We start from the raw sequence: 22157 nt of genomic DNA, 5'->3' as shown, positions 1-22157 counted from the left end.
CATCAAATGTCCGACTTCACCGTGAAGCCGCTCGATGAGAGCACCTGGCCCGACTTTGCCCGGCTGATCGAAAAGCACAATGGCGTTTGGGGCGGCTGCTGGTGCATCGGCTTTCACCAAAAGCCGGCCGGCAGCCAAAACCGTGACCTGAAAGAGTGCCGCGTGCGAGAAGGGCGCGCCCATGCGGCGCTGGTGTACGACGGTCCGAACGCCGTCGGCTGGTGCCAGTTCGGGTCCACCGACGAGCTCCCTCGGATCAAACACAAGCGACAATACGAAAGCGAACTCGAGAAGCTTCCAGACTGGCGGATCACGTGCTTCTTCGTGGACAAAGAGTATCGCGGAAAGGGGGTCACTTCTCTCGCCCTTGCGGGCGCGCTGGAGCAAATTGCACATCTCGGCGGCGGGGTGGTCGAGAGCTATCCGGAAGATGTGGAAGGCCGAAAGACGTCGGGCGCCTTCCTATACAACGCTTCCCTGTCGATCTTCGAGCGCCTCGGTTTCCAGAAAACGCGGCGACTCGGCATGTACCATTGGGTGGTGACGAAGACGGTTGAGAGCGATCCAGACCGGTTTGGAGATAAAGTCAAACCGGTCCAACGATGAACATCAGCATTGCCTCCTTTTCGTTCCACGGCGCCATCGCCACGGGAACCGTCGACGTCTTCACCTACCTCGAGGCGTGCCGCTACCGCTATCACCTCGACACCGCCGACATCTGGAACGGCTTGCTCGGAGCGGATGTGGAAGTGCAACTGGACGAGGCGAGGTTGAAGAAGGTTCGGCAAGCCATGGATGAGCGAGACCTCGTCTGCGTGAACTACCACGCGGACGGCTGCCACCCTTGGGAAGACGATCCCGACGCGCGCGAGCGACATCGGGCCTTGGCCCTGCGACACCTGAAGGCGGCCGAGATTCTAGGCGCCAAAACGGTGCGTATCGACACCGGCGGCCGCGATCGGGAGTGGACCGGGGAGCAGTTCGACGCGATCGTTAAAGCGTTCCGCGAGTTCGCTGAGATCGGCGCGTCCTCCGGCTTCCGAGTCGGCCCAGAGACCCACTGGGGAGCGACCAACTATCCGGACAACATGCTGAAGCTGCACGCCGCCGTCGCCTCACCCGCCTACGGCATCCTCCTGCACCTGGGCAAAGACACCTGGACGAGTCCCGACGACTACGACCGCGCCCTCGCCCCGATCGCCATCCACACCCACGTCGACCAAAAGACCTGCTACGAACGCCTCGATTCCGCTTTGGCGATCCTCATGGAGTCGGGCTACCAAGGCGCGCTCGGAGTCGAGCACCACTCGGGCAAGAACGAGTTCAGCGAAGTCGAGGCGCAGGTCGGCCTCGTGCGACGTGCGCTCGCCCACGCCCGAGCCGGCCGTCCGGACGGCTACCAGGGCAACCCTCTGCTCGACCCAGCGAGCGAACGTTCGCACAACAAGTAGAAGGATCCTCCCCTGCGCCCTTCCTATCTTTGGCCTCCGGAGCCCCCTCTCCCTCCTTCGGATGTATGTGCCGAACGAGGGAGAGGGGGTTGGGGGTGAGGGAGTCCGGAAGAGCCGGTCTGGAGACCAGCGGTCCTCCAGGCCGACAAGCAAAGACCAGCCGCGAAGGGCCTTCTCCCATGTCCTCCCACCTCGTGAACCTTCGTGTGCGCCACTAAGCCATGGGTGATTACCTAACGTAAACGGCCTTTCCCCTGGAAAGAAGCTTGCTCCCGTCCCCGGAGATTTGAAGGTCGAGGCGCTTGCCTTTGGCGAACATGGTAAGCGTAGAGCCGTTTCTTTGCCAGGAACCGATAGTTGAGTGATCGCGGAAGCTGTGGTCCGGGCGAAGGTCGATGACCGCGAATTGGGCTCCGTCGCTGGCCGACGCTTCTTGGAAGAACATCTGGAGCCCCTCCTCCTGGACCTTGGTTCGAGTTCGTGCGTCGAGCTTGTCGGGAAATGGCTCCGGGGCCTGCCACAGACCAACCAAGCCCCTCTCGGCACCCGAAGCCGCCATCGGGAGCCGGTCGTCGCCCTGGTTGGTGGGATGGAGTTGGAAGGTCCGCAGCATCCCTTTCACGGGGTAACTAATGGTGAGCGTATTGGTGGAGCGATCATAGTTGCCTTCGAAGTTGGACATCGACCGGGCGTACGCTTCGTTGAAGCCGCGGGCCGTTCCGCCATCCATGTCCGCGATCAGCTTGTCCTTATCCGCGTTCTCCAACTCGTTGGCCATCACAGCTCGGAAGAAGTAACGGTTTCCGTTCGCCTGAAACTGCCCCTGCTGGACCATGTCGGGCGTCAGGAACATGTACGTAGTCGACCGGTTAAATCGCGTGATCTCCCAAGAGCCGAACCGGATCATCGGGTGGTATCCGGGATTCAATTGCTCCATCGGCGTCTCTTCCCACAATGGAGAGACCGGCGCTGCCGGATGCAGAACGTGGCCTCCAACGTGTAGGAGGGCGAAGATCATGGAAGTAATCATTGACCTGCATAAGTGACGCTTTTCGGATCGCGTTAAGTTTTCACAACTCCGCTCTTTTGAACTAAGACGGCCGGTTAACCCAGCCAACTCCAAATGCTAAATTAACGGACATGGGCGCCGAACTTCCCATCCTTGATTTGCTCCGGTACGACCAGTGGGCCACCGACCAGATGTTCGCCTCGGTCTCGGCCCTGACGGAGGCGCAATTCACCCATGAATTCGCGGGAGAATTGAGTTCGGTGAGGCAGCAATGCATCCACATGCTCGGAGCGAGTGACCGTTACCGAGCGCGTATCATGGGCGAGCCGGTTCCCGACGTCGTTCCGGATTCGTTCTCCACCCCTGCCGAAGCGGCGTCTTACGCAAGCGAAGTTTCGGCGAGATACCGGCAGATGGTTCCGACCTTGACCCCGGAGCGACTGGCCGAAGAGATCCGCAACGACACCCGCCGCGGCCTTTTCATCCTCACCGTGGAGCAAACCTTGCTCCAAGTGATCAACCACGGCACGTTTCACCGGGGGCAAATTGCCTGCCTCCTGAAGCTTCACGGCGTGGAGCCGATCGACTCGGACTACATCCTCTGGGTAAACGCAGCCTCGCCTTCCGAGCCCTAGACTCGGTCGCCTTCCACAGTCGCGGAGCCGGGGCAACCGCCTGCAACCCTCCCCGATCCCGGAGGGATCAAAGAAATTAGCCCCGGGTCAGCAGACCCGGGCAAAGAGCGACCAACCCTCCCCGACCCCGGCAGGCGGTCGCAGAACCCCACCACAGGCCGCGTCTCTGGGCAAAACCCTAAGCCGTTGGGCACCCATGCCGCCGAATACGGTCGCGGCAAGTCTTGGAACACACCCCTTCCCAAACCGGCCGACAGTCGTCGCAGCAAAAACAAACGGAGCCGCACCACGCGCAATCGAATTTGTTAGTCGCCGGGAGGCCACAGCCCGGGCAGATGCCCGCTTTCGTCGTCGGGTTCAGGTGCGCGTCTAGCGCCACCCGATCGTCAAAGACGAAGCACTCGCCCCGGTACTTCCCTTCCGGGAACTGCTCCAGGTAGCCCAAGATCCCGTCCCGAAGCTGGTAAACCTCTTCGAATCCGCGTGAACGCAGCTCGAAGATCGCCTTCTCGCACCGGATCCCGCCCGTGCAATAGATCATCACCGGCTGGTCCCGAGGGATCTCGGCCCGATCGAGGTATCCGCCCCAATCGCCGAACGACTTAAGATCCGGGTCGACCGCGCCCTCGAACATCCCGAGCTGGGTCTCGTACCGATTGCGAGTGTCGATGACCGTTTTTGGATTCGGCCCGGCCAGCATCGCGTGCCATTCGGAAGGGCTGAGGTGGTGGTCGTCGCCCGGCGGCAGTGGCAAGCCGTCATTCTTACTCGCTACGATCTCTCGCCGGATGTCCACCGAAACCCGGTGGAACGGACACATCTCGCTGACCGAATCTTTGAACCGAACTTCGCCGAAGTGAGCTTCGACGTAAGTCTTCAGCACGTCGACGGCGCCTCGCTCCCCCGCCACCGTCGCATTGATCCCCTCCTCCGCCAGCACCACGAGCCCCAAAACGCGGCTGGATTCCATGTAAGACCCGAACCAAGTCTGGTGCGCCTGCACCTCTTCCGAGGTCAACCGGCAAAACTTGTAAAAGCTGCTAACCCACCATTCGCTCCGACCCGCCACGCTCTGAAAGGTACCTGGTGCGCTCGGCTCCTTTAGCCAGGCAGTCATACGGCTGACGCCTTCCACGCGCCTAACCACTAGCGCAACTTGGAACAGGTACCGTTCCCCAGTGGCGAGCCCCATCAAGCTGTCCAAAGCCGACGCCCGCAGGGCGCTCGTGAAACACCAGTTCGCGCCCTGCGCTACGCAGATGGAGGCGTTCGAACGTCTGCGAAGCATCCAATTCGACCCCATCGCCCCCATCGGTTGTAACCACGACCTCGTCCTCCAAGCCCGTGTCCCCGGATATCGGATTGGCGATTGGGAGAAGACCGCCTACGAGGATCGGCAAATCTACGATGGGTGGGACAAGCAGGCGTCGCTGGTCCCATTCGAAGGTTGGCCGTGGCGGCGGATCTTTCATAAGTGGCATCGCGGGCATTTTCAGAAGATCTTCGAAGAGTTTCCCGAGGCGGTGACCGCCATCCTCAAAGACCTCGAGGAGCGAGGACCGCTAATGCCGAAGGAGTGCGGCTTCCAGGAAAAGAAGGCGGAGTGGAAGAGTCACTGGTCCAGCCCAAACGTAACCAAACGAGTGCTGCGCGCGCTGTGGCACACCGGGCAGGTGATGACGGCGGGACGCCGCAAGGGGCAACACCTCTACGACCTTGCCGAGCGACTTGTCCCCGCCCACCTTTACCGGCTGCCGATGATGGAAGACGAGGATGCGGTCCGAGAGCTTGTCGCCGAGCGCCATCGGGCGGTAGGGCTGCTGAGGTTCAGCGCGCCGATGGAGCTCTGGTCTTACAAGGTTTACGCCGGACCGCGCGCGGCGGCGATCGAACGACTCATCGAGATGGGCGAGCTCGTTCCCGTCGATGTGGAAGGGATCAAAGCCCACGCGACGCCCCAACTACTCTCCAACCTCGATTCCCCATCCCCTGCCCCCCGCGTCACTTTCGTCGCGCCGCTCGACCAGCTCCTTTGGGACCGCAAAATGGTCGCCCACCTATTCGACTTCGACTACGCCTGGGAGATCTACATTCCGGAGGCCAAGCGGAGATGGGGATACTACGTTCTGCCGGTTCTGTTCGGCGACGCAATGGTCGCCCGCGCCGAGTTCTGGTGCCGCGACGGCGTTCTGGAAGTGCGTAGCTGGCACTTCGAACCGGGCGATCCGGGTCCGTCTTTCTTAATCGAGTTAGAGCGAGCCCTTCAGGACCTGATGGCCTATTGTTCAGCCGTCAAAATCGTGACTGGCCCGGGTGTCGATCCGATTATTCGCGATTTGACATAAACCATAATCGCTCAATATGGTTACGGTTGTTTTCGCGCTCGCTTCCTGTCTCGCGCCCGCCGAAGACCATCGCCAAGATCTCAATTTTCTCATCGACTCGTGGCGGGATTACGGAGCATACGTCCGCGATGACGGGATCGACGTCGAGGCACTCCGCAAGGCCTACGCCCCCAAATTTGCTTCGGTGAGCGGTCGACCGGCTCTCCTGCGGGCGCTCGAACAGGTCGTCGCCGAGCTCCATGACTTCCATGCCTCCCTTGGCACCAATGACGATGCGTCGCCTCGGCTCGTCCCGAGCGGAACCGACGTCGTGGGGCATTGGGAAGGCGATAAGGCAATCGTCGACCAAGTCAAGACGGAGTCTTTGGCCGCGAGAGCGGGAGTGAAAGCCGGTGAAGAAATCACTTCGATCAATCGCAATTCCGTCCGGGAGGAGTGCCGAAAGTGGCTGGGAATTCGCCGTCCGGATCGCCGAGCCTGGGATTGGGCGCTTAACTCGGCGTTAGCCGGCCGATGGAACGCCAATCGTATCTTAGGCTTACGATGTAGAGGTCAAAGCCGCACCCTCACACTACCGACCGCGGCCAAAGATGAGACGATGCCCGTCTTGACGGTCGAGCACCGTGAAGGTGGGATTCTTTACATTCGGATCGAGAACAGCCTTGGCAACGACGATCTGATTAGAGCCTTCGACGCTACGACTCCCCAAATGCGAGCGGCCAAGAGGATCGTCCTCGACCTGCGCAACACTCCGAGCGGGGGCAACTCGGACGTCGCCCGCGGGATCATGGGGCTGTACATTTCACATCGGATGCCGTTTCAGCGGCACCGTGTGGAAGAGCGCAGCACCGGCACCGTCCGCGACTGGGTCGAATACGCGACTCCCCGGCTGAAGACTCCAGTAACCGCCAAGATGGTCGTCTTGGTCGGAAGGTGGACCAGCAGCATGGGAGAAGGGATCGCAATCGGTTTCGACGCGATGCATCGAGCGACCGTCGTCGGCACCCAAATGGCCGGCCTTCGCGGCGCCGTCGATCGATTTATCCTCCCGCAGTCCGGCATCCCGGTGGCGTTCCCAACCGAGCAGGTCTTTCACATCAACGGCCTCCCGAGGCACGAGTGGATTCCCCCGGTCCGCGTCATACCCCGTGGAAACGACGACGTCTGGTGGTTCGAGGCCAAACGTCTTCTGACAAAGAATCGTCGAGGTTTGTCTCCCGAATAGGCGGCGGAGCTACCAATGTTTAGGATCGTCGCCCCGAAGCCAAAGGTAGGTGACGAGTTGCGCCGTGTGGTACCACTCGTGGACGGCGATATTTCGGAGGACTTCGCTTAGGGGGCACTCGGTCTGCCTCATCGCCTCCCACCACCTCTCCGGACTGTGAACCGACTCCTCGAGCTCTGCCTCACTCAGCGAGTCGATGTAGGCATACGTTGCCGTTCTCAGCAATCCGAACGTGGACCGGATCTTATGCAGGGTCGCCGACTGAGTATCGAAGGCGTCGGGGTCTTCGTCCGGCCAGACCCCTTTCTGGACCCATACCAGGGTCTCCTTCTCCTTGTTGGCGATCTCCAGCAACAGATCGGCGATGGTCGGCATGCCTTCCCGAGGCGCCCATGGGAGATCGGAATCCTTTAGCCTTCCGAGCACTTGTTCCAGGTCTTGCCTCGTAAAGGCAAACCTCGCTTTTAGATGGTCGTGGATCGTCACCATTTCTTCCTTAGTTTCGTCGCTTCGATGTGAAGAAAAGAGGTCCGGGTAAGATTTCAACCGTGGTTCCACAGCCTTTGGCGAGGTTTCCTCGCCCATTCCTACTCATTTTGGTAATCGTCTCGGCGTCGACGTTCCTCTTACGCGGGCATACCGACGTCTCCGACTTTTCCCGAGGCGTCGTCACGGGAATCTGGCTCGGTCTGCTAGCCCTCGCGGTGATCGCCAAGGCTAAGTCGAAGCGATCGACCCCGTAGACCCACGATCAGTTTCGTCCCAGCAGGTGTTGATCGGCGACCGCCGACCCGCTCTTGGATATCGCCAGGCGAACCGAATCCCCATCCGCTACTTTGAACTGATGTCGGCCGGCGCCGAACAACAAGCCGGAGCCACCATGGGGGCGCAGAGATCAGATCCCGCGTTAGCCTTTAGCAACCGCCATCGCTTGCCGCCCGATGTGGGTTAGCATGAATGCCATGAACGTTCAGGTTATTCAGCTTGCGCCGATCCACGTCGTCCTGATCAGGCATCGCGGACCATACGATGAGTTGGGTGGTGAGTTCGACCGGCTCTGGGAATGGGTCACCGCTCAGCGGGTTTCCGCCCTGCGCACCATCGGCATCTACTGGGATAACCCCGATTTCGTTCCGGCTTCGAAATTACGTTCCGCGGCATGCGTGGAAGTGCCAGCAGGATTTCAAATCGGAAACTCGGGAGGGTTGCCCTTAGAGGTGGACGACATTGCCGGCGGCGAGTACGCAACCACGCGTTTTGTCGGCCCGTACGAAGATTTGGCGCCGGTTTGGTCAGACCTGACTCGATACGTGGAGGGAACTTTGCGGCGAAAGATCAGCGATAACCCGGCCTTCGAGGTTTACGTAAACGATGCGAGCGACACGCCGCCCGAGCAGCTCATTACGGAGCTCTACATGCCCCTACGTTGATGCGAATCGCGACCCCCTGGATCTACTCCCAAAAATTCGACTTCGGCGCCATCATCGGTCCGCCGGTTCTGATTACGACGATCGTACTGATCTGGGGGAGCAAGCTGGCCTCCATCGGCGATACTCCGCCATGGCTGTGGATCTTATTGGTCTTGGGGATCGACGTCGCCCACGTCTACAGTTCCCTCTTCCGCACCTATTTCGACCGCGAGGAGTTTCAGCGTCGCCGCAAGCTCTACCTGGTCGTACCCCTCGTGAGCTGGTTGGGCGGGGTGGTTATCTACGCCTTGTGGGGCCCAACGCTTTTCTGGACGGCGGTCGCCTACTTCGCGATCTACCACTTCGTGCGGCAGCAGTACGGATTCTTCATGCTGTACCGTCGCAACGAACCGCGTGGAGACCTGAGCTACCGGATCGACCAGATGGCGATCTACATGACGACGGTCTATCCGCTCATCTACTGGCACACCTACCCACGCAATTTTCAGTGGTTTAGCGACTTCGAGGTCTACCGTATTCCGACGATCTGGCCCGACCTTGTTTTCCGTGCCATCTACATCGCTCTCTTGGCCGCATTTGTCATTAAGGAGGCGTATCGTTGGAAGCAAACCGGGGAGTTAAACGTCGGCAAGTGCCTTCTTCTGTTCGCGACGGCCGCCGCTTGGGGAACCGGAATTATTCTCTTTAACGGCGACCTCACCTTTACGCTCATCAATATCGTCGCTCACGGCGTTCCGTATATCGCCCTCATCTGGATCTACCAGTACCGAAAGCGAACGAACCAGAAGTACGCTGAGAATCGGTTCCTCCGGTTCTTCCAGCTCAAGTACGTGCCGCTGTATTTAGCCGCCTTGTTTGCGTTCGCCTATTTCGAAGAAGGGATTTGGGACCGTTTCGTCTGGCGCGAACATGCCGACATTTTCGGGTCCTTCCACGTCGTCGCCTCGGCCACTGCTCTTATGCTGCTCGTCCCTCTGCTGACGATGCCGCAGATCACTCACTACGTCCTCGACGCCTTCATCTGGCGGGTTAACAAAAAGGATAAGGAAGAGGTCCGCGCGGTAATTGGTTAAGTGCGACGACGGTGGGATTCGGACCCACATCTCCCGAACCTCTCGATCGGCTAACCGGGCCATCTGACCGACATGCAGTAAGTCGAGCCTGCACTTTAGACGACGTCGACGCCAGACGATACTACCTTCCCATAATCGGCTCAATGGCTCAACACATCGGTATCGTCGCGTGTTCCACAGAAGGCGCCGCACTGTGCTATCGAACGGTGTGCACCGAGGGCGAGCGGCTCATGGGGCGGTATCGGCACCCGGAAGTCTCGGTGCATACACCCCCATTTGTCGACTACGTTCGATGCTTCGATCAAGGCGATTGGGCCGCCGTCGGCGAGCTGATGCTCGCGTCGGCGAGAAAGCTGACCGCTTGCGGGGCCGACTTCCTGATCTGCCCGGACAACACGATCCACCAAGCATTTTCCTATATGGAGTCGCGGTCACCATTGCCCTGGCTCCACATCGCCGAGGTGGTCGCCGAAAGCGCTCAAAGGCGCGGTTTTCGGCGGGTTGGGCTGATGGGGACAAAGTGGCTGGTGGAGAGCGAGGTCTATCCGGAACGCCTTGCCGCCCGAGATATAAGCTACTTACGACCTTCCATCGAGGACCGGATCGAGACCAGCCGGGTCATCATGGAGGAGCTCGTGCGGGGTCACTTCGAGCCTTCTTCGGTCGCCCGGTTTCAGCAGGTGATCCAAAAGTTCAGGGACCAGGGGGCCGACGCGGTGATTCTTGGATGCACGGAGATCCCGTTGATCGTCGACGACACGAACTCCCCTCTACCCACCCTCGATTCCACCTGCCTGCTCGCTCAGGCCGCGGTGCGGCGAGCGATTGCCGCCGAACGCTGAGCGCCCCTAACCTCGTCCTCGTGTCGTTACGAATTCACCGACTCAAATTGCGCCTCGGCACGAGATCCGACTCTCGAATCAGAAAACATACACAAGACGGTAGACGCTCCTCCCGGCTCTAAAATCGAAAAATTGACAATGACGTGGTTTTTTCGAAAAAAGTTCTCGAATAAATTCAACAATATTTAATACAACCTTCGACATTTTATGTCGTAAAGTCAAGTGCTATGAAATACAAGCTCTTGCTTTTACCCCTCGTAGTCGGAATGAGCGCGGTGGGACGACCCGCCCTCCTGTACGAAAAGTACATCGAATACTACGGTCCCTTAACCTCGAACAATTTCCATTGGCACGTTCAGTCCATCCCCATAAGCACTAGCATTTTCGGCCCCCCGGGCGTCACTTACCTGCAAGCATTCGGCCCCGAAGCGAACAGCGTGGCCGCCCAACTTGCCCAGGACTTCTCCTATTTGGGTTGGAGCTTTGGAACCGGACCAGCCACCTCGGGAACGATCACCCTCGATCGACGCCAGGCGGCAACGCTCCCCGGGAATTACGACTGGGCCGGCGAATATATCGTCTCTCGATACACGTACGCCTACCCTTCCCCGATGGTCGATCCGCCCAACCCGCGTCTCCAAGGAATCGCCGGCACCCACACCGTACCGGTGGCAAACCTGCGTTGGATCGTCCGCCTCATTCCCGGACCGCTCTACGTGGGCGACAACTTCAAGCCGATCTGGGAGAAGAACGCGGCATGGCTCGGCGTTCCGCCGGACGGACTACCGTTCTATTGGACGGAAAGCGAAGACCAATCGCTTTACACAAGCAAGTGGGACACTCGAGGAGGACCGTCCAATCCTAATTTCCCGGTGTGGTTCGATAAGTACCTCGGGCTAATCTCGAAGTCACCGATCGAGCTCCCTCAGAACAAGACGCTGACTCCCAATCCGACCACCTATCTGCAAGTATTCCTTGCCGAGATCCACTATTCGGGCACAACCGCCTCAGTGCAAGTCTTGGACGGCTTCCAAACGCGCTACTACGCGAAATGGAACCAAAGCAACCCGGGACCTTACGTGAACCCCACCTTTACTCCGACGTCGCTGACCGGCGGCTAATTCATCCTCAGACCCCTGCCGCATTCCGTGCGGCAGGGGCGCGCGTCTTCGTTATCCGGCAAGTTTTTGCTGGATAGCGCCTCACCAGCTCTCCAAAAAGCGTCCGGAGACAGTCCTTCTTGTATCCGCTTTAGAATCCGCTCCGCGCATTCCTCGGGACTAGCCACCGACGTATCCACCTCGAGGTCGTAAATCCCCGGAACATGGACCGCCTCCTGCCAGCACCTGACCGGCAACGGCGGGTCGACCTCCGAGCCTCGCAGATACTCTCGACCATCTTGCCCGTCGTTTCGGCGCTGCATGATCACCTCGATCGGGCACCGGACGCCAACGAATAACACCGGCAAGCCGCGCACCCTTTCGGCGCAGCGCGAGAGCATTCCCAAGGGCCGGGAATATGAATCGTGATGCCCCACGTCGACCACCACATTCAGCCCCTGCCGGCTGTGCGCCGCGATCGAGTCGTACAACGCTGCGAACATCGGCGGAAGGTAAGGCTCGAGGTCCGGCCGTTCGCCACCGGGTCGAAGGCCGATTCCCGGTCTGAATCGTTCCGGAGTCACTTCCCGAACGAAGACGTCGACCCCGAGGTTCATCCAAACCACGTCGGATGAATCTTGAATAGCCCTGACGATGCTGGACTTGCCCGACCGGGGCGCTCCGTTCAGGATCACGATCCAACCAGGGCGAGCCGAGTTTTCCACGTGCCCTAATCCGCTTGAGCCATATGCAGTGCGACGCTGCCCTGTTCTTCCAGCACCGTCCACCCTTCCGGACTCGCGCTCGCGGTCCCCTGCCTTATCTCCACGGAGTACTCGAACGGGTCATGACGGTATTTGGCCCTTTTCCCCTCGACGCCGACAAAAGCGCTCTTCGATGGATCCCATTCGAAAACGACGCCGAACTTCCCTCCCCGTGCCGAATGATGGATCGTGATCTGCCGCTCTTCGAATCTTACGTTCACGCTAGTCCCACCTTGCATCGGAAGGTCGACCGTCAGCGTGCCCCCCTCTTCCCTCACCCGTGGCTCACCCGCCATCCGCATTCGTTGGCCGTCTAACTCGAGGAATCCACCCGCGCCCGGCTTTTCCCCGCCCTTTCGCCAATGAAATCCGTCGAGGATCGCCGGCATCCTCTGCTCGACATCGTTCAGTCGCGTCGCCTTGTTCAGGAATGGCTGCGGATTGCGGTCGCTGTAAACGGTCAAATCGCGCAGAAACGCAAGGTCACCTTTGATATGCAGGTCGGCCCGATAGAACCGGCTTTGGTACCAAATCGATTTTTCGGCTGGATCGGTATTTCCGAAAGGATCGTTCAGCATCACCTGCGCCTGCGGCGGCGTGGTTCGGAACGAGCGCTTGAAGCGCCGCCCGGATTCTCCCATCGTTTCCACATGGACGGAGCCGGCGTCCCGGAGATGCGCCAGGGCTTTCATTTGCATCGGATAACCCTCGGCCGTCCCTTCCCACGGAAAGCTGTTTTCCTGACCGAGCTGAGCGTAGGCGAACTTCAGAGTCGGCTCGTCCGAGATCATGTGGAGGAAGTTCTTCACGAACTCCGGCGATTGGCCGGAGGTCCAGGTTGGCTCCATCGTGTCCGGCTCGCGGATAACCCGGCCGCTAGGCAGCTTGAACTCCGTGTCGTAGTAATAGACCGGGTCCTGCCCGAGCATCCGAAAGATCGGAGCGTCGATCTGGTTTTTGCGATCCAGCGCCGGGCTCCAACAGTTCGTCTTGCTCGGATAGTATCCGGCGATCGGCGCTCCCCAAATCGTGAAGCCGTCGGTCGCGATCTGATCGCGGCAAACGGCGTAAGCATCCACGCCGTACCGCTCCGTCAGGTGCGCGATCGTAATCGAGTCGAGATTCCAACTCGCCACCGAGCTTGGATACCGGCCCCAAATCGACTTGAAATGCTGCATGGCAGTGTCGGCAAGCTTAATCCTCTCCTCGGGCGTGTAGCCGATCGTGAACGCGACCGGTGGAAGGTGGTCCCATTCAAACCCAGGCCGGCCTCGCCACTCGACCTCGGCCGCTTTGCACAGCATCTCGTTCATTTCGAACCAGAAACCGACCTCATGGTCTTTCGCCATGTGCCCCTTCAGAAAGCCCACGAAAGGTCCGGCGACAAGCGCGTCGAATTGCAAGAGCCAGGTCGCGGGCAGCCGATGTTCGAGGATCAGCTCCATCTGCTTTCGCACCGGCAGCAGCAAATCGGTCGCAAACCGTGGCTCGACACCCCGAATGAAGTTGACGACGTTGATGCACCGGATAGAGTGCGAATCGCGGACCATATCTGTTTTCAAGAGGCCACTAATGAGAGGAGCGGAGCCGGCCGCCAGGCATGTGTGTCCGGCATTTTTGAGGAGATCGCGCCTGCTGAGCATTCCCGGAAATGCTACCTAGCGCTGCATCGGATTTCTCACGGATTCACGCGTCTGACGATCGAAGGTGCGTCCAAGCGCAGATCCTGAAGCGGATGGCCATCAAGCCGTACGAACCCTGTAAGTGGCGATATCACCCTAACGATGGTAGGTAGTCCCGCAACCACAATCTTATCCGCTCGCCAAATTTTCGTTCATCCGAGCCCGTACCATCGCCCTCACCAACGGTTCCGGCAGCGGCTTGTCGTGAGGAAATTGAACGGTTCCCTTCGCCGTTTTGTACCCCTTTAGCTCCTCGGTGAAATCAGCGACGGTGTGGCCGGGGAAAAATGAGGCCGAGGTTAAGGCAGGCGGCATTCCGGATTTCGGCGCCAATCTCATCTACTAGCTCTCTGGTAATAATCAGGGGAGCGCGATGAAATATCTCTGCCTCTGTTACTACGACACCGACGCCCTCACCCGCATCAGCCAAGCCGAAGCCGAGGCGATCGGTCCGGCTTGCCAGCCCCACGACGAGGCGCTGAAAGCCACGGGAAAGGTAATCGTGCACGCTTCGCTCGCTGAATCGTGGAGCTACTTCGTCCCTAGGGGCGGTAAGCCGCAACTCGCCGAAGGGCCGTACGTCAAGAGCAACCTCCAGGTCGGCGCGTTCTTCGTCGTCGACGCCGAAACACCCGAAATCGCCATGTCCACCGCTTCAAAGCACGCGGCGGCGAACGTCGGCGAAAATCTCGGCTTCGCCGTCGAGGTCCGACCGTGTGAATCGTACGAGTAGGCGCTCGCAAACCGATCCGTCGCCAATCAATTCCCCCGGGTGATCCCAGCACCCCAGTCTAACTCGCCCGTTCACTGGCAAACGAAGGAGGTAAAACCGCGAACATGCTGTCGTATTTTCTCGGATCTGTGATTGCAGCTACCTTGATGCTCTGCTCGCAAGTCCCCGATTCCCGCCCCATCTCAAAGGAATCGGAACGGGCGATCGACGCCGATCTTTCGGAATTCGCGTGGCTTGCCGGCGACTGGAAGAGCGACGGACCCGGGAACGAATACGAGGAGCTTTGGCTGCCCGCCAAAGGCGGTTCGATGGTCGGCATTTTCCGGCTTATCGTCGACGGCAAGTTAGCCTCCATCTCCGCCCTCAACCTTCAACAAGACGGAAAGAAGGTAAAGATGCGACTCCGCGGCTTGACACCCGAGTTGAATCCCGCCGGCGAGAAGCCGGCCGTTATGGTACTCGTCGCCAAGTCGAAAGGCTCCGCCGACTTCGTCAACCAGTTCGAAGGGGCTCAACCCCACGCCCTCCACGTCACCAGCCCCGGCGGCCGCCTGCACGTCGCCGTGGAGTCAGTCAAAGATGGCGTTCCAAGCCAGTTCGAGCTTAAGTTTCGACGTCACAGAAGTTAGGTCGCTATGAGAGCTCCCCGACAACCTTCGGCGCCACGCCGCAACATGCATCCATGAGCGTCGCCGGAAATTGGAGAGGAGTCTATATATAGATCCAGAAGGCGACTTCGCCACTCTCGGATATAATGGTAACAATGTTTCGCCAGAAGCCCCACCTCAGCACGACGGTGCTTCTTACGATCGCCACATTTGACCTGGTAACTACTCTGATGTGGCTGAATATCGGCGGAATGGAAGGCAACCCGCTTTTCGCGTATGTCGCAAAGTTCGGCAGCCTGGCCCTCGTGGCGGCGAAATTCGTGTACGTGCTGATCCCTATTGCTATCCTCGAGTACGCCCGTACAAAACGCCCGATGTCGGCCGAAATCGGCACCTGGGCCGCCGCCGCGCTCTACGCCTGCCTCTACATCTCCCACCTCCTCCAGATCCGAATGCACATGCCGCAATAACCCAGGCGTGCCGGTCCCCGGCGCCGAACCCGGCTCGCATCCCTACCCCAACCGGGAGGAGAACACGCCAAAGGCAGCCTAAACCAGCGACGGATTTTCCGCTTCGAACCGCTTGATCAAATCGCGGAGCTGCTGGATCTCCTCATCCGAAAGCTGATCGCTTTCCGCTAAAAAGGCAACGAACGGAGAGACCGAGCCGCCGAGAGTTCGCCGCACGAACTGGCCGACGACATCCCTCATCACCTCTCCTTTCGACTCCGCGGCGCGGTACAGAAACGCACCTTCGCCGTTGCTACGAACCAAGTAACCCTTTCCCCGCAAACGTTCCATGACGGTGAGGACCGTCGTACGGGCGAGCCCGGCTGCGGCGCCGTAGGAATCGGAGACCTGCCGTACGGTACACGGTTCGTGGTCGGCCACGAACCGCAAAAGATCCAGCTCGTGATCCCCCAGCGGCTTTTTCAACGCATCACCTGACTACGGTTGTAGCACGTGCCTATCCCGCCGCGATTAGAGGGATCTGACGATTTTCTAACCCTTCATGTCGATCGCGGGCAATGGCTGCCCCGTCTCCAACAGGCTCTTGAGCCCGCTAAGGATCACCGGCCATCCCTTCTTGCCCCCTTCCAGATACTTCTCCGGAATCTCGTCGGGTACCTGCTCCACCACGGTAAGCCGGCAAAAATCGACAAAGGAATCGATTTCGTAAGTCACTCGGGAGGGCGGGAGATTGCGGAATTCTTCCGCAGAGACCACTTGCCAGGTCATCACCAACCGGTGGGGCGCGTCGATCTCCAAAATATCGCCGGTCACATCGAGCCCGTGGCCATCGTCGAACCAATAGTTGAATTTCGAACCCGGCTTCAGATCCGACTCGGCACGTCGGCCGAACATGTACTGCTTCGTAAACTCGCCGTCGGTAAGCGCCTGCCATATCCGCTCGGCGGGAGCCTTGATATAGGTAACGAAGATCCGCTCTCTCCCAGAAATGTCGTGTCTTGGCCCCTCGATGGGAAGCGGGACTGTCCCGAGCGTCGAATTCGCCTCCAGGAGGCTCTTCAAACCGCTGAGGATGGGGGGCCAACCGATCCCGATCTCATCGAATGTTTTCGTTCTTTCCGTAAAGCGGTGGGTCAAGGTCAATCGAACGACTTCGCCGAACGGCTCGAGCAGAAAATCCACTCGGCTCGGCGGCTCCCCACTAGGCTCGAAGCTGTAGGAGAGGCGGCTCGGCCGATCGTAGACGAGCACTTCCCCCTCGTCCCAAACAGTGCCGTCCTGATTTCGGGTTTCGAAGCGATCGCCGACCTTCGATCCGACTTCCACGCGGAGCCCAAACCAGTAGCTCTCTGAGAATTCCGCGTGGGTCAGGGCCTGCCAGAGTGCTTCCGGCGTGGTCTTGATGTACGTTACATACACGAATTCAAACCTTTCGTTCATCACTGTCCCCTTCTAAAGCGCGCCGTAGATCGCTGAGCGCTTCCAACCGCGACCGGTCGTATTTGCCGATCCACCGCTCGAAGATTTCGTAGATCGGTACCGGGTTCAAATAATGTCGCCGCTCCCTTCCGTGCGGGAGAACCACCACAAGGTTTGCCTGCTTCAGGATCGCCAAATGCTTGCTGACCGCCTGCCTCGACATCTCCATCCCTTCGCAGAGCTTTCCTAGAGTCAGTCCGCCTTCCCGGTAGAGTCGATCGAGCAATTCACGCCGAGTTGAATCGGCCAACGCTCGAAATACCGCATCCACACCCTTGATTATACGCAACCATTTGGTTGCATATATTCTTCAGGCGAGAAGGGTCTGTGTCCGTAAGCCGTCATACGCGATCTCCGCGAGACGTTCCATGTTGACGACGTCTTCGCGGTTGTAGGCGACCAACGTGTCGAGAGCTCCATCATCGCCAAGGGTCGTGTACCGACGCCACAGGCGAATCGCATCCAATCCATCGAGACCATCGGTATCGGCCCCTCGCGCGATGCCGAGTTGCCGCTCGATCTTCTTCAATCCGCCCCGATAACCAAGCCGCCGCAACGTCGGGCAAAGATCCAGATGGAGCTGATCTAACATGAGCCCTTTGAACCGCTTCTGGATCATCGGAATGTCGAACCCCGCCCCGAAGAAGGTGACGATATAGCCATACCGGGAGATGATCTCAGGAAAACGGTCAAGATCCTTCCCTTTCACCAGGCAGGTGTATTCCGACCCATCGTACAAACCGATGGTCGTGATCGACGCTCCCGTCTGGCCGCCGTCGGTTTCAATGTCGAGGTAGACGCATCGGTGCCGAAACTCGGGGAACGCCCGCCACGACTCCCGCATTCCCAGTCCGTAGCGAAAAAACGCCGCCCGGCCTTCTGAGAGGGCCGAACGGCTGCGCCTTATGACCTCGTACATCACGTCACGCTCGACCGCGCCGTATGTGAACCGGTCGGCATCCGCTAAGAGATGGTCCCAATTCTCACATCCCTGCTGCCAAAGCGACCGCTCTGTGGTCGCCCCGACACCAGGGATGTGAAGAAAAGTCCGCTCGAGCACTAGCCGCCGATCTTAACGCGAACCTTCGGCCGTTCCATCGAAGGATTCGGGATGGCAAAGTTGTTACCGCCGGTACCCCACGGCATCCGATCGGTCTGACCGTCGAACCAATAGAAGCCGGTGTCCAGTTTCTTATCGAATTCGCCGTAGAGGCGGATAATCGCGATACCGTCGAACCGTCCCTTCATATCGCGTCCGAAGAACTGGATGGCCCGAACCCGGCCCACGCACGAGATCGTACCGGTGCCGAAATAGACCTGCTTGGTCTTATCCTTCGTCTCGTAATCCTTGCGGACGCCGCTGGAGAGAGTCACCTTCGTCTTGGGGTCCGGATCGCTAATGAGAACGGTTCCTGAGAATGACATCGTCAGCGCGCCAGTCACGGGCACCGCGTCCGAACCGAGCAGCTTGAAGCTCCCCACGTTGGTCATGATGTTAAGGTGGCCGTAAAGCGTGCTCGCTTTCGCCTCCGCTTCCGAAGTCGGCGCTACCGGCGGGGCCGCCGTCTTTCCCGAGGGCGGGGTCGCAACCCGGAAGCCGCCTCCCTGCGCTCCGGCAATCCGAGCGGACGTCAGCAGCAGGGCGGCAGTGCCGAGCGTTGCCATTCCAAATAAAACGGTGCGATTCGAGCGCATCTTCATGAGTCTATCCGATCCAACCATAACGGCTGACACGGTTATGGCGTTCCCAAACGTAGGAACCGCAACGTCCGGTATCCTTTTGAATAGTCACGATGAAGACAGGTCCCATCGTTACGGCCATTGTAGCGGGGCTCGCCATAACTGGCGTGGTCGCCGCCTTCCTGCGTAGCGCGAGTCCGTACGTAACGATCGCGCAGGCAAAAACCAGCAGCGGAGACCGGCTCCACTTGATGGGCGATCTCGTTAAGAACTCGTTCCACACCGATTTTAAGCAAGGCGGCTCGCTTACTTTCTTGCTGAAAGACCCCGAGGGGGCAACTGTAACCGTACGCCATCTCGGTGAGCGTCCCGCCAACATGGGAGAAGCGACCCAGGTCGTCGCCATCGGCGGAATGCAAGGATCGGAATTCGTCTCCAAAGAGCTGCTCCTCAAGTGCCCTTCCAAGTACGAAGGAAAAAGAGTCCGGGCGCCGTCGCCCAGCGATAGATGTAGGTAACGCTTCGTTTTGAACCAAGACCCTCTCGCCGGCTTCCCCACCGCCCCCGCCTGGTCGCTCTTCGTCGGCCCCCTGGGCAAAGGTCTCGTCATCGCCGGTCTCGTTTTCTTCGCCCTATCGGCGATCCTTTCGGGCCTGAGTGCACGGTCTGACCGATTCAAGGTTTTCGCGACGATCGGCTTCTATCTGGGGGCGGTGTCTCTCTTTGGAGCGGTCGGCTGCCTCACTTCCCTCTTCGTCAACAACCAGTTCGAGTACGACTACGTCTTCAACCACGGAGACGTCCATACCGCGCTCCAATACAAGATCGCGGGGGTTTGGTCCGGCCAGCAAGGAAGTTTCCTCCTATGGGCGACCACGTCGGCCATCTTTGGGCTCTTGGCTCTGAGGGGGACGGGTCACTACCGGTCTGCCTATCTCACCGTCTATTCCACTTTCCTCGGCACCCTCTGCGGCATTCTTGCCTATGAGACCCCCTTTAAGATCATTCCGCAGTTGATCTCGAACGGTAAGGTCGTGGTTCCGCCCACGGGCCAGGGGCTGGCGCCTTCCCTGATGAACTATTGGGTGGTGATCCACCCGCCGACGATCTTCATGGGGTTTGGCGCGCTCACCGTGCTCTTTGCGTACGCGGTGGCGGCGATCGTGACGGGCGACGTTCGGGACTGGGTATCTCGAGTGCGGCCATGGTCGCTCGTCGCCACCGGGATTCTGGGCCTGGGAATCTGCATGGGCGGTTTCTGGGCGTACGAGACGCTGGGCTGGGGCGGATTCTGGAAGTGGGACCCGGTGGAGAACGCCAGCTTCGTTCCCTGGCTCTTCCTGGTCACTTTCGTCCATGGGATCATGGTTCAGGTCTCGCGCAAGCGCTGGCATGGGATGAACTTGGTTCTCGGGGCGATACCGTTCATCGCTTTCGTCTACGGCACGTTCCTCACCCGGTCAGGATTCCTGGAGAACGTCAGCGTCCACTCCTTCGCCGAGATGGACAAGTCGGCGCTCAAGATTCTGGAGATCTTCCTTTCTCTGGTGTTCTTCGGCTTCTTTGCCCTTTACGCATTCCGAGGAGCCAAGCTGGGGCGGGCCGCGAACGCCGAGATTCCCGCGCAGCCGGGAATCGGACGCGAAGGGCTGTATGGAACGGGGATCCTGTTTCTAAGCCTGCTCGCCTTCGTTCTCGCAATGGGAATGAGCTGGCCGCTGATCATGGCGCTCAGCCACCGGCAAGTGGCGGCGGTGGAAGAAGCGCTCTACCACATGGTGGTGGTCTGGTTCTTCATCCCGGTCATGATCGGCATCGCCGTCACCCCCTTTGTAAGCTGGCGCCCGTTGGGCGGACGGGAGATCCTGCGCCGCCTCACCAATGTCTTCAGCGCATCAGTCGCTTTAACAGGCGCGATCTTGCTGGCGTTGCGCTTCCCGGAGTGGGGCGTGCGCGCGGCATCCGCGTCAACCGTGACGATGCCGTTCGGCTTGAGGATGGCGACCCTTCCTTGGGTCGCGATTCTGCTCCTGACCTGCTGCTTCGCGTTCGTGGGCAACCTCTGGCGGATCGTGGAGACGATGAAGCGGAGCAAGAGCTCCCTCGGCGGCTTCTTTACCCACCTCGGCATCGCGGTGCTTTTCGCGGGATTGATCGTTTCGCGAGGATTGGAGCAGACCAACACCAAGCCGCTCTTCGTACGGGACGGAACCCCGGACGGAGCGTTCGGCTACACCGTCGCCTACAAAGATCGTATCGCCAAGAGCCCGGAGGACCGCGACGGAAAGATCGCTTTCACCGTCACCGCCCCCGGCGGCGAAACCTTTACCGCCACGCCTGGGCTGTACTTTCAGCGGGCGATGGACGGAGGCGAGGGAAAACCGATGGTCTGGCCGTTCATCCGGCGCTACGCAGCCCACGATTTCTATCTGAGCATGGGCGCGCCGATCGTGACGGTTTGGGAAAAGCCGATCTGGTTCAAACCCGGGGAAACCAAGACCGAGAAGGATATTACGATTACGTACCGCGGGATGAAGATGACGGGGCAGCCGGGGACGCCTTCGGCGGTGTTCGGCGCCGACATCTTATTTATCGCGGATGGAAAGGTGGCGAACGTCACCCCGCAATTCAGCGTCGCTAACGGTCCAAACCTTCCCTTGGCCACCCGCGACTTTCGCGTGGCGCTGATGCAGATGGACGCCAAGGATAAGTCGGTGGCGCTTCAGGTGTACTTCTCGACCGCTCTGTATCCGATCGAGATCTTCACGAAACCGCTCACCGGGCTGGTTTGGCTGGGTGCGGGGATGATTTTTGTAGGCGGCTTCCTGTCCGCCTTCCTGCGCCGGCGTAGAAAGATTCAAGACGTCGTTACCGAGACGCCGACCGAAATAGAGGAGCCAAGTATCCCCGATGCGACTGTCGCAGTTGCTTAAAGCCAAACTTCACCACGCCCGAGTCACCTACGCAAACCCCGAATATGTGGGCAGCATTGAAATCGGAGCGGATCTCATGGATCGGGTCGGAATCCAGGACGGCGAGCTCGTGCACGTTTGGGCGGTGGACCACGAATCTCGGATTCAGACCTACGCCTTCGCCGGTCCTCCGGGTGTGGTTGGCCTGAACGGCGGCGCCGCGCATTTCTTCCAAACCGGCGACCGGGTGATCATCGCCGCGTTCGATCTTTCCGATGCGCCGATCCTGCCCAAGATCGTGTTACTGGATGAGGAGAACCGAGTCGTGCGCGACATGACCCCGTTCAGCGTGGTCGGGTGATGGAGACCCTTACCTTGTTTCGGCCGGTCGGCCAAGCAGAGCTCGACCTGATCGAGGCGACCGGCTTTCAGACCTTCCCACCGCGACTGCCGATCCAGCCGATCTTCTACCCAGTGCTAGACCAGGCTTACGCCGAGCAAATCGCCCGCGACTGGAACACCCGGGACGCGGCTTCTGGGCACGTCGGCTATGTCACCCGATTCCAAGTCGCTAGGCCGTTCGTGGACAGGTACGAGGTCCAAGTTGTAGGCGCGTCCCGGCACCGCGAACTCTGGGTTCCAGCCGAAGAGCTAGAAGAATTCAACGGCCACATCGTGGGCGCTATTGAAGTCATCTGCCAGTTCAAAGCGTAAACTAT

At 59.6% G+C, this 22157-nt stretch carries 28 protein-coding genes; 17 read left to right on the top strand and 11 right to left on the bottom strand.

Going from position 1 to position 22157, the window contains the following annotated elements; all coding sequences use genetic code 11:
• The first annotated feature begins 6 nt into the window (after positions 1-6).
• Both OP10G_RS19490 and OP10G_RS19485 read left to right on the top strand, forming a co-directional pair.
• Positions 7-606, top strand: coding sequence for a GNAT family N-acetyltransferase (locus OP10G_RS19490; protein ID WP_025228755.1), 600 nt, complete (start codon positions 7-9; stop codon positions 604-606).
• Positions 603-1451, top strand: coding sequence for a sugar phosphate isomerase/epimerase family protein (locus OP10G_RS19485; protein WP_025228756.1), 849 nt, complete (start codon positions 603-605; stop codon positions 1449-1451). The genes OP10G_RS19490 and OP10G_RS19485 overlap by 4 nt, the downstream gene beginning before the upstream one ends.
• A gap of 229 nt (positions 1452-1680) precedes the next feature.
• Here OP10G_RS19485 and OP10G_RS19480 read toward each other — a convergent pair whose 3' ends face one another.
• Positions 1681-2469: a hypothetical protein gene (locus OP10G_RS19480; protein WP_144241259.1), complete on the bottom strand. Its 789-nt coding sequence runs from the start codon at positions 2467-2469 to the stop codon at positions 1681-1683.
• A 122-nt stretch (positions 2470-2591) separates the two neighbouring features.
• On the opposite strand from OP10G_RS19480, the gene OP10G_RS19475 reads away from it, so the two are divergent.
• Entirely contained in the window at positions 2592-3095 is a 504-nt protein-coding gene (locus OP10G_RS19475; protein ID WP_025228758.1) for a DinB family protein, read from the top strand.
• Between the two features lie 178 nt (positions 3096-3273).
• Here OP10G_RS19475 and trhO read toward each other — a convergent pair whose 3' ends face one another.
• Entirely contained in the window at positions 3274-4164 is an 891-nt protein-coding gene (gene trhO / locus OP10G_RS19470) for an oxygen-dependent tRNA uridine(34) hydroxylase TrhO (protein ID WP_227624978.1), read from the bottom strand.
• A gap of 109 nt (positions 4165-4273) precedes the next feature.
• On the opposite strand from trhO, the gene OP10G_RS19465 reads away from it, so the two are divergent.
• The gene (locus OP10G_RS19465; RefSeq protein ID WP_025228760.1) at positions 4274-5440 is read left to right on the top strand and encodes a DNA glycosylase AlkZ-like family protein; all 1167 of its coding nucleotides are present in this window, start codon (positions 4274-4276) and stop codon (positions 5438-5440) included.
• A 16-nt stretch (positions 5441-5456) separates the two neighbouring features.
• Complete coding sequence (locus OP10G_RS19460) at positions 5457-6665, top strand: S41 family peptidase (protein WP_025228761.1); 1209 nt, start codon at positions 5457-5459, stop codon at positions 6663-6665.
• 9 nt (positions 6666-6674) lie between these two features.
• Here the strand turns inward: OP10G_RS19460 and OP10G_RS19455 are convergent, their stop codons facing one another.
• A complete protein-coding gene (locus tag OP10G_RS19455; protein WP_158409295.1) occupies positions 6675-7154 on the bottom strand; it encodes a DinB family protein in 480 nt (159 codons plus the stop codon).
• A 59-nt stretch (positions 7155-7213) separates the two neighbouring features.
• On the opposite strand from OP10G_RS19455, the gene OP10G_RS27020 reads away from it, so the two are divergent.
• The 5 genes from OP10G_RS27020 (at position 7214) to OP10G_RS19430 (ending at position 11131) form a co-directional block, all read left to right on the top strand.
• A complete protein-coding gene (locus OP10G_RS27020) occupies positions 7214-7408 on the top strand; it encodes a hypothetical protein (RefSeq protein WP_038473426.1) in 195 nt (64 codons plus the stop codon).
• A gap of 219 nt (positions 7409-7627) precedes the next feature.
• Positions 7628-8095, top strand: a complete 468-nt coding sequence (locus OP10G_RS19445; RefSeq protein WP_158409294.1) for an AraC family transcriptional regulator — start codon at positions 7628-7630, stop codon at positions 8093-8095.
• Positions 8095-9168 (top strand): hypothetical protein, encoded by a 1074-nt coding sequence (locus OP10G_RS19440; RefSeq protein WP_025228764.1) that lies wholly within the window; start codon positions 8095-8097, stop codon positions 9166-9168. The genes OP10G_RS19445 and OP10G_RS19440 overlap by 1 nt, the downstream gene beginning before the upstream one ends.
• Positions 9169-9311: 143 nt before the next feature.
• Complete coding sequence (locus OP10G_RS19435; RefSeq protein WP_025228765.1) at positions 9312-10010, top strand: aspartate/glutamate racemase family protein; 699 nt, start codon at positions 9312-9314, stop codon at positions 10008-10010.
• 227 nt (positions 10011-10237) lie between these two features.
• Positions 10238-11131 carry a hypothetical protein gene (locus OP10G_RS19430; protein ID WP_025228766.1) on the top strand — a complete coding sequence of 298 codons (894 nt, stop codon included), beginning with the start codon at positions 10238-10240 and terminating at the stop codon, positions 11129-11131.
• Here OP10G_RS19430 and OP10G_RS19425 read toward each other — a convergent pair.
• The 3 genes from OP10G_RS19425 to OP10G_RS19415 all read right to left on the bottom strand — a co-directional run bounded on the left by OP10G_RS19425 (position 11128) and on the right by OP10G_RS19415 (position 13895).
• Entirely contained in the window at positions 11128-11835 is a 708-nt protein-coding gene (locus OP10G_RS19425; RefSeq protein WP_025228767.1) for a chloramphenicol phosphotransferase CPT family protein, read from the bottom strand. The genes OP10G_RS19430 and OP10G_RS19425 overlap by 4 nt on opposite strands.
• A gap of 5 nt (positions 11836-11840) precedes the next feature.
• Positions 11841-13424 (bottom strand): hypothetical protein, encoded by a 1584-nt coding sequence (locus OP10G_RS19420; RefSeq protein WP_025228768.1) that lies wholly within the window; start codon positions 13422-13424, stop codon positions 11841-11843.
• Between the two features lie 261 nt (positions 13425-13685).
• Positions 13686-13895, bottom strand: a complete 210-nt coding sequence (locus OP10G_RS19415) for a DUF1801 domain-containing protein (RefSeq protein WP_144241256.1) — start codon at positions 13893-13895, stop codon at positions 13686-13688.
• 34 nt (positions 13896-13929) lie between these two features.
• Here OP10G_RS19415 and OP10G_RS19410 point away from each other — a divergent pair, with 34 nt between their 5' ends.
• From OP10G_RS19410 to OP10G_RS19400, 3 genes are all read left to right on the top strand, one after another.
• Complete coding sequence (locus OP10G_RS19410; RefSeq protein ID WP_038473423.1) at positions 13930-14289, top strand: YciI family protein; 360 nt, start codon at positions 13930-13932, stop codon at positions 14287-14289.
• Positions 14290-14393: 104 nt separating this feature from the next.
• Complete coding sequence (locus OP10G_RS19405; RefSeq protein ID WP_038473420.1) at positions 14394-14918, top strand: DUF6265 family protein; 525 nt, start codon at positions 14394-14396, stop codon at positions 14916-14918.
• A gap of 134 nt (positions 14919-15052) precedes the next feature.
• A complete protein-coding gene (locus OP10G_RS19400; protein ID WP_025228771.1) occupies positions 15053-15367 on the top strand; it encodes a DUF5658 family protein in 315 nt (104 codons plus the stop codon).
• A 78-nt stretch (positions 15368-15445) separates the two neighbouring features.
• Here OP10G_RS19400 and OP10G_RS19395 read toward each other — a convergent pair whose 3' ends face one another.
• The 5 genes from OP10G_RS19395 to OP10G_RS19375 all read right to left on the bottom strand — a co-directional run bounded on the left by OP10G_RS19395 (position 15446) and on the right by OP10G_RS19375 (position 18541).
• Positions 15446-15832: a BlaI/MecI/CopY family transcriptional regulator gene (locus tag OP10G_RS19395; protein ID WP_025228772.1), complete on the bottom strand. Its 387-nt coding sequence runs from the start codon at positions 15830-15832 to the stop codon at positions 15446-15448.
• Positions 15833-15898: 66 nt separating this feature from the next.
• Positions 15899-16807, bottom strand: a complete 909-nt coding sequence (locus OP10G_RS27015; RefSeq protein ID WP_158409293.1) for an SRPBCC family protein — start codon at positions 16805-16807, stop codon at positions 15899-15901.
• A complete protein-coding gene (locus OP10G_RS19385; protein ID WP_025228773.1) occupies positions 16791-17117 on the bottom strand; it encodes an ArsR/SmtB family transcription factor in 327 nt (108 codons plus the stop codon). The genes OP10G_RS27015 and OP10G_RS19385 overlap by 17 nt, the downstream gene beginning before the upstream one ends.
• 39 nt (positions 17118-17156) lie before the next feature.
• A complete protein-coding gene (locus OP10G_RS19380) occupies positions 17157-17906 on the bottom strand; it encodes a ribonuclease H-like domain-containing protein (protein WP_025228774.1) in 750 nt (249 codons plus the stop codon).
• The gene (locus OP10G_RS19375; protein WP_144241255.1) at positions 17906-18541 is read right to left on the bottom strand and encodes a hypothetical protein; all 636 of its coding nucleotides are present in this window, start codon (positions 18539-18541) and stop codon (positions 17906-17908) included. The genes OP10G_RS19380 and OP10G_RS19375 overlap by 1 nt, the downstream gene beginning before the upstream one ends.
• A 98-nt stretch (positions 18542-18639) precedes the next feature.
• On the opposite strand from OP10G_RS19375, the gene OP10G_RS19370 reads away from it, so the two are divergent.
• The 4 genes from OP10G_RS19370 to OP10G_RS19355 are packed head-to-tail and all read left to right on the top strand — an operon-like array spanning position 18640 to position 22152.
• On the top strand, positions 18640-19044 hold the full coding sequence (locus OP10G_RS19370) for a cytochrome c maturation protein CcmE domain-containing protein (RefSeq protein WP_025228776.1): 405 nt from the start codon (positions 18640-18642) through the stop codon (positions 19042-19044).
• 9 nt (positions 19045-19053) lie between these two features.
• A complete protein-coding gene (gene ccsA / locus OP10G_RS19365; protein ID WP_025228777.1) occupies positions 19054-21459 on the top strand; it encodes a cytochrome c biogenesis protein CcsA in 2406 nt (801 codons plus the stop codon).
• Positions 21437-21799: an aspartate 1-decarboxylase gene (locus tag OP10G_RS19360; RefSeq protein ID WP_052547851.1), complete on the top strand. Its 363-nt coding sequence runs from the start codon at positions 21437-21439 to the stop codon at positions 21797-21799. The genes ccsA and OP10G_RS19360 overlap by 23 nt, the downstream gene beginning before the upstream one ends.
• Entirely contained in the window at positions 21799-22152 is a 354-nt protein-coding gene (locus OP10G_RS19355; protein WP_025228779.1) for a hypothetical protein, read from the top strand. Before OP10G_RS19360 ends, OP10G_RS19355 begins: the two co-directional genes overlap by 1 nt.
• Positions 22153-22157: the final 5 nt, after the last annotated feature.

This window comes from Fimbriimonas ginsengisoli Gsoil 348, from assembly GCF_000724625.1.
In the GTDB taxonomy this organism is placed as follows: Bacteria; Armatimonadota; Fimbriimonadia; order Fimbriimonadales; family Fimbriimonadaceae; genus Fimbriimonas; species Fimbriimonas ginsengisoli.
Note: the sequence above shows the minus strand (reverse complement) of the source record. Positions and strands in the feature narration are given on the sequence as shown.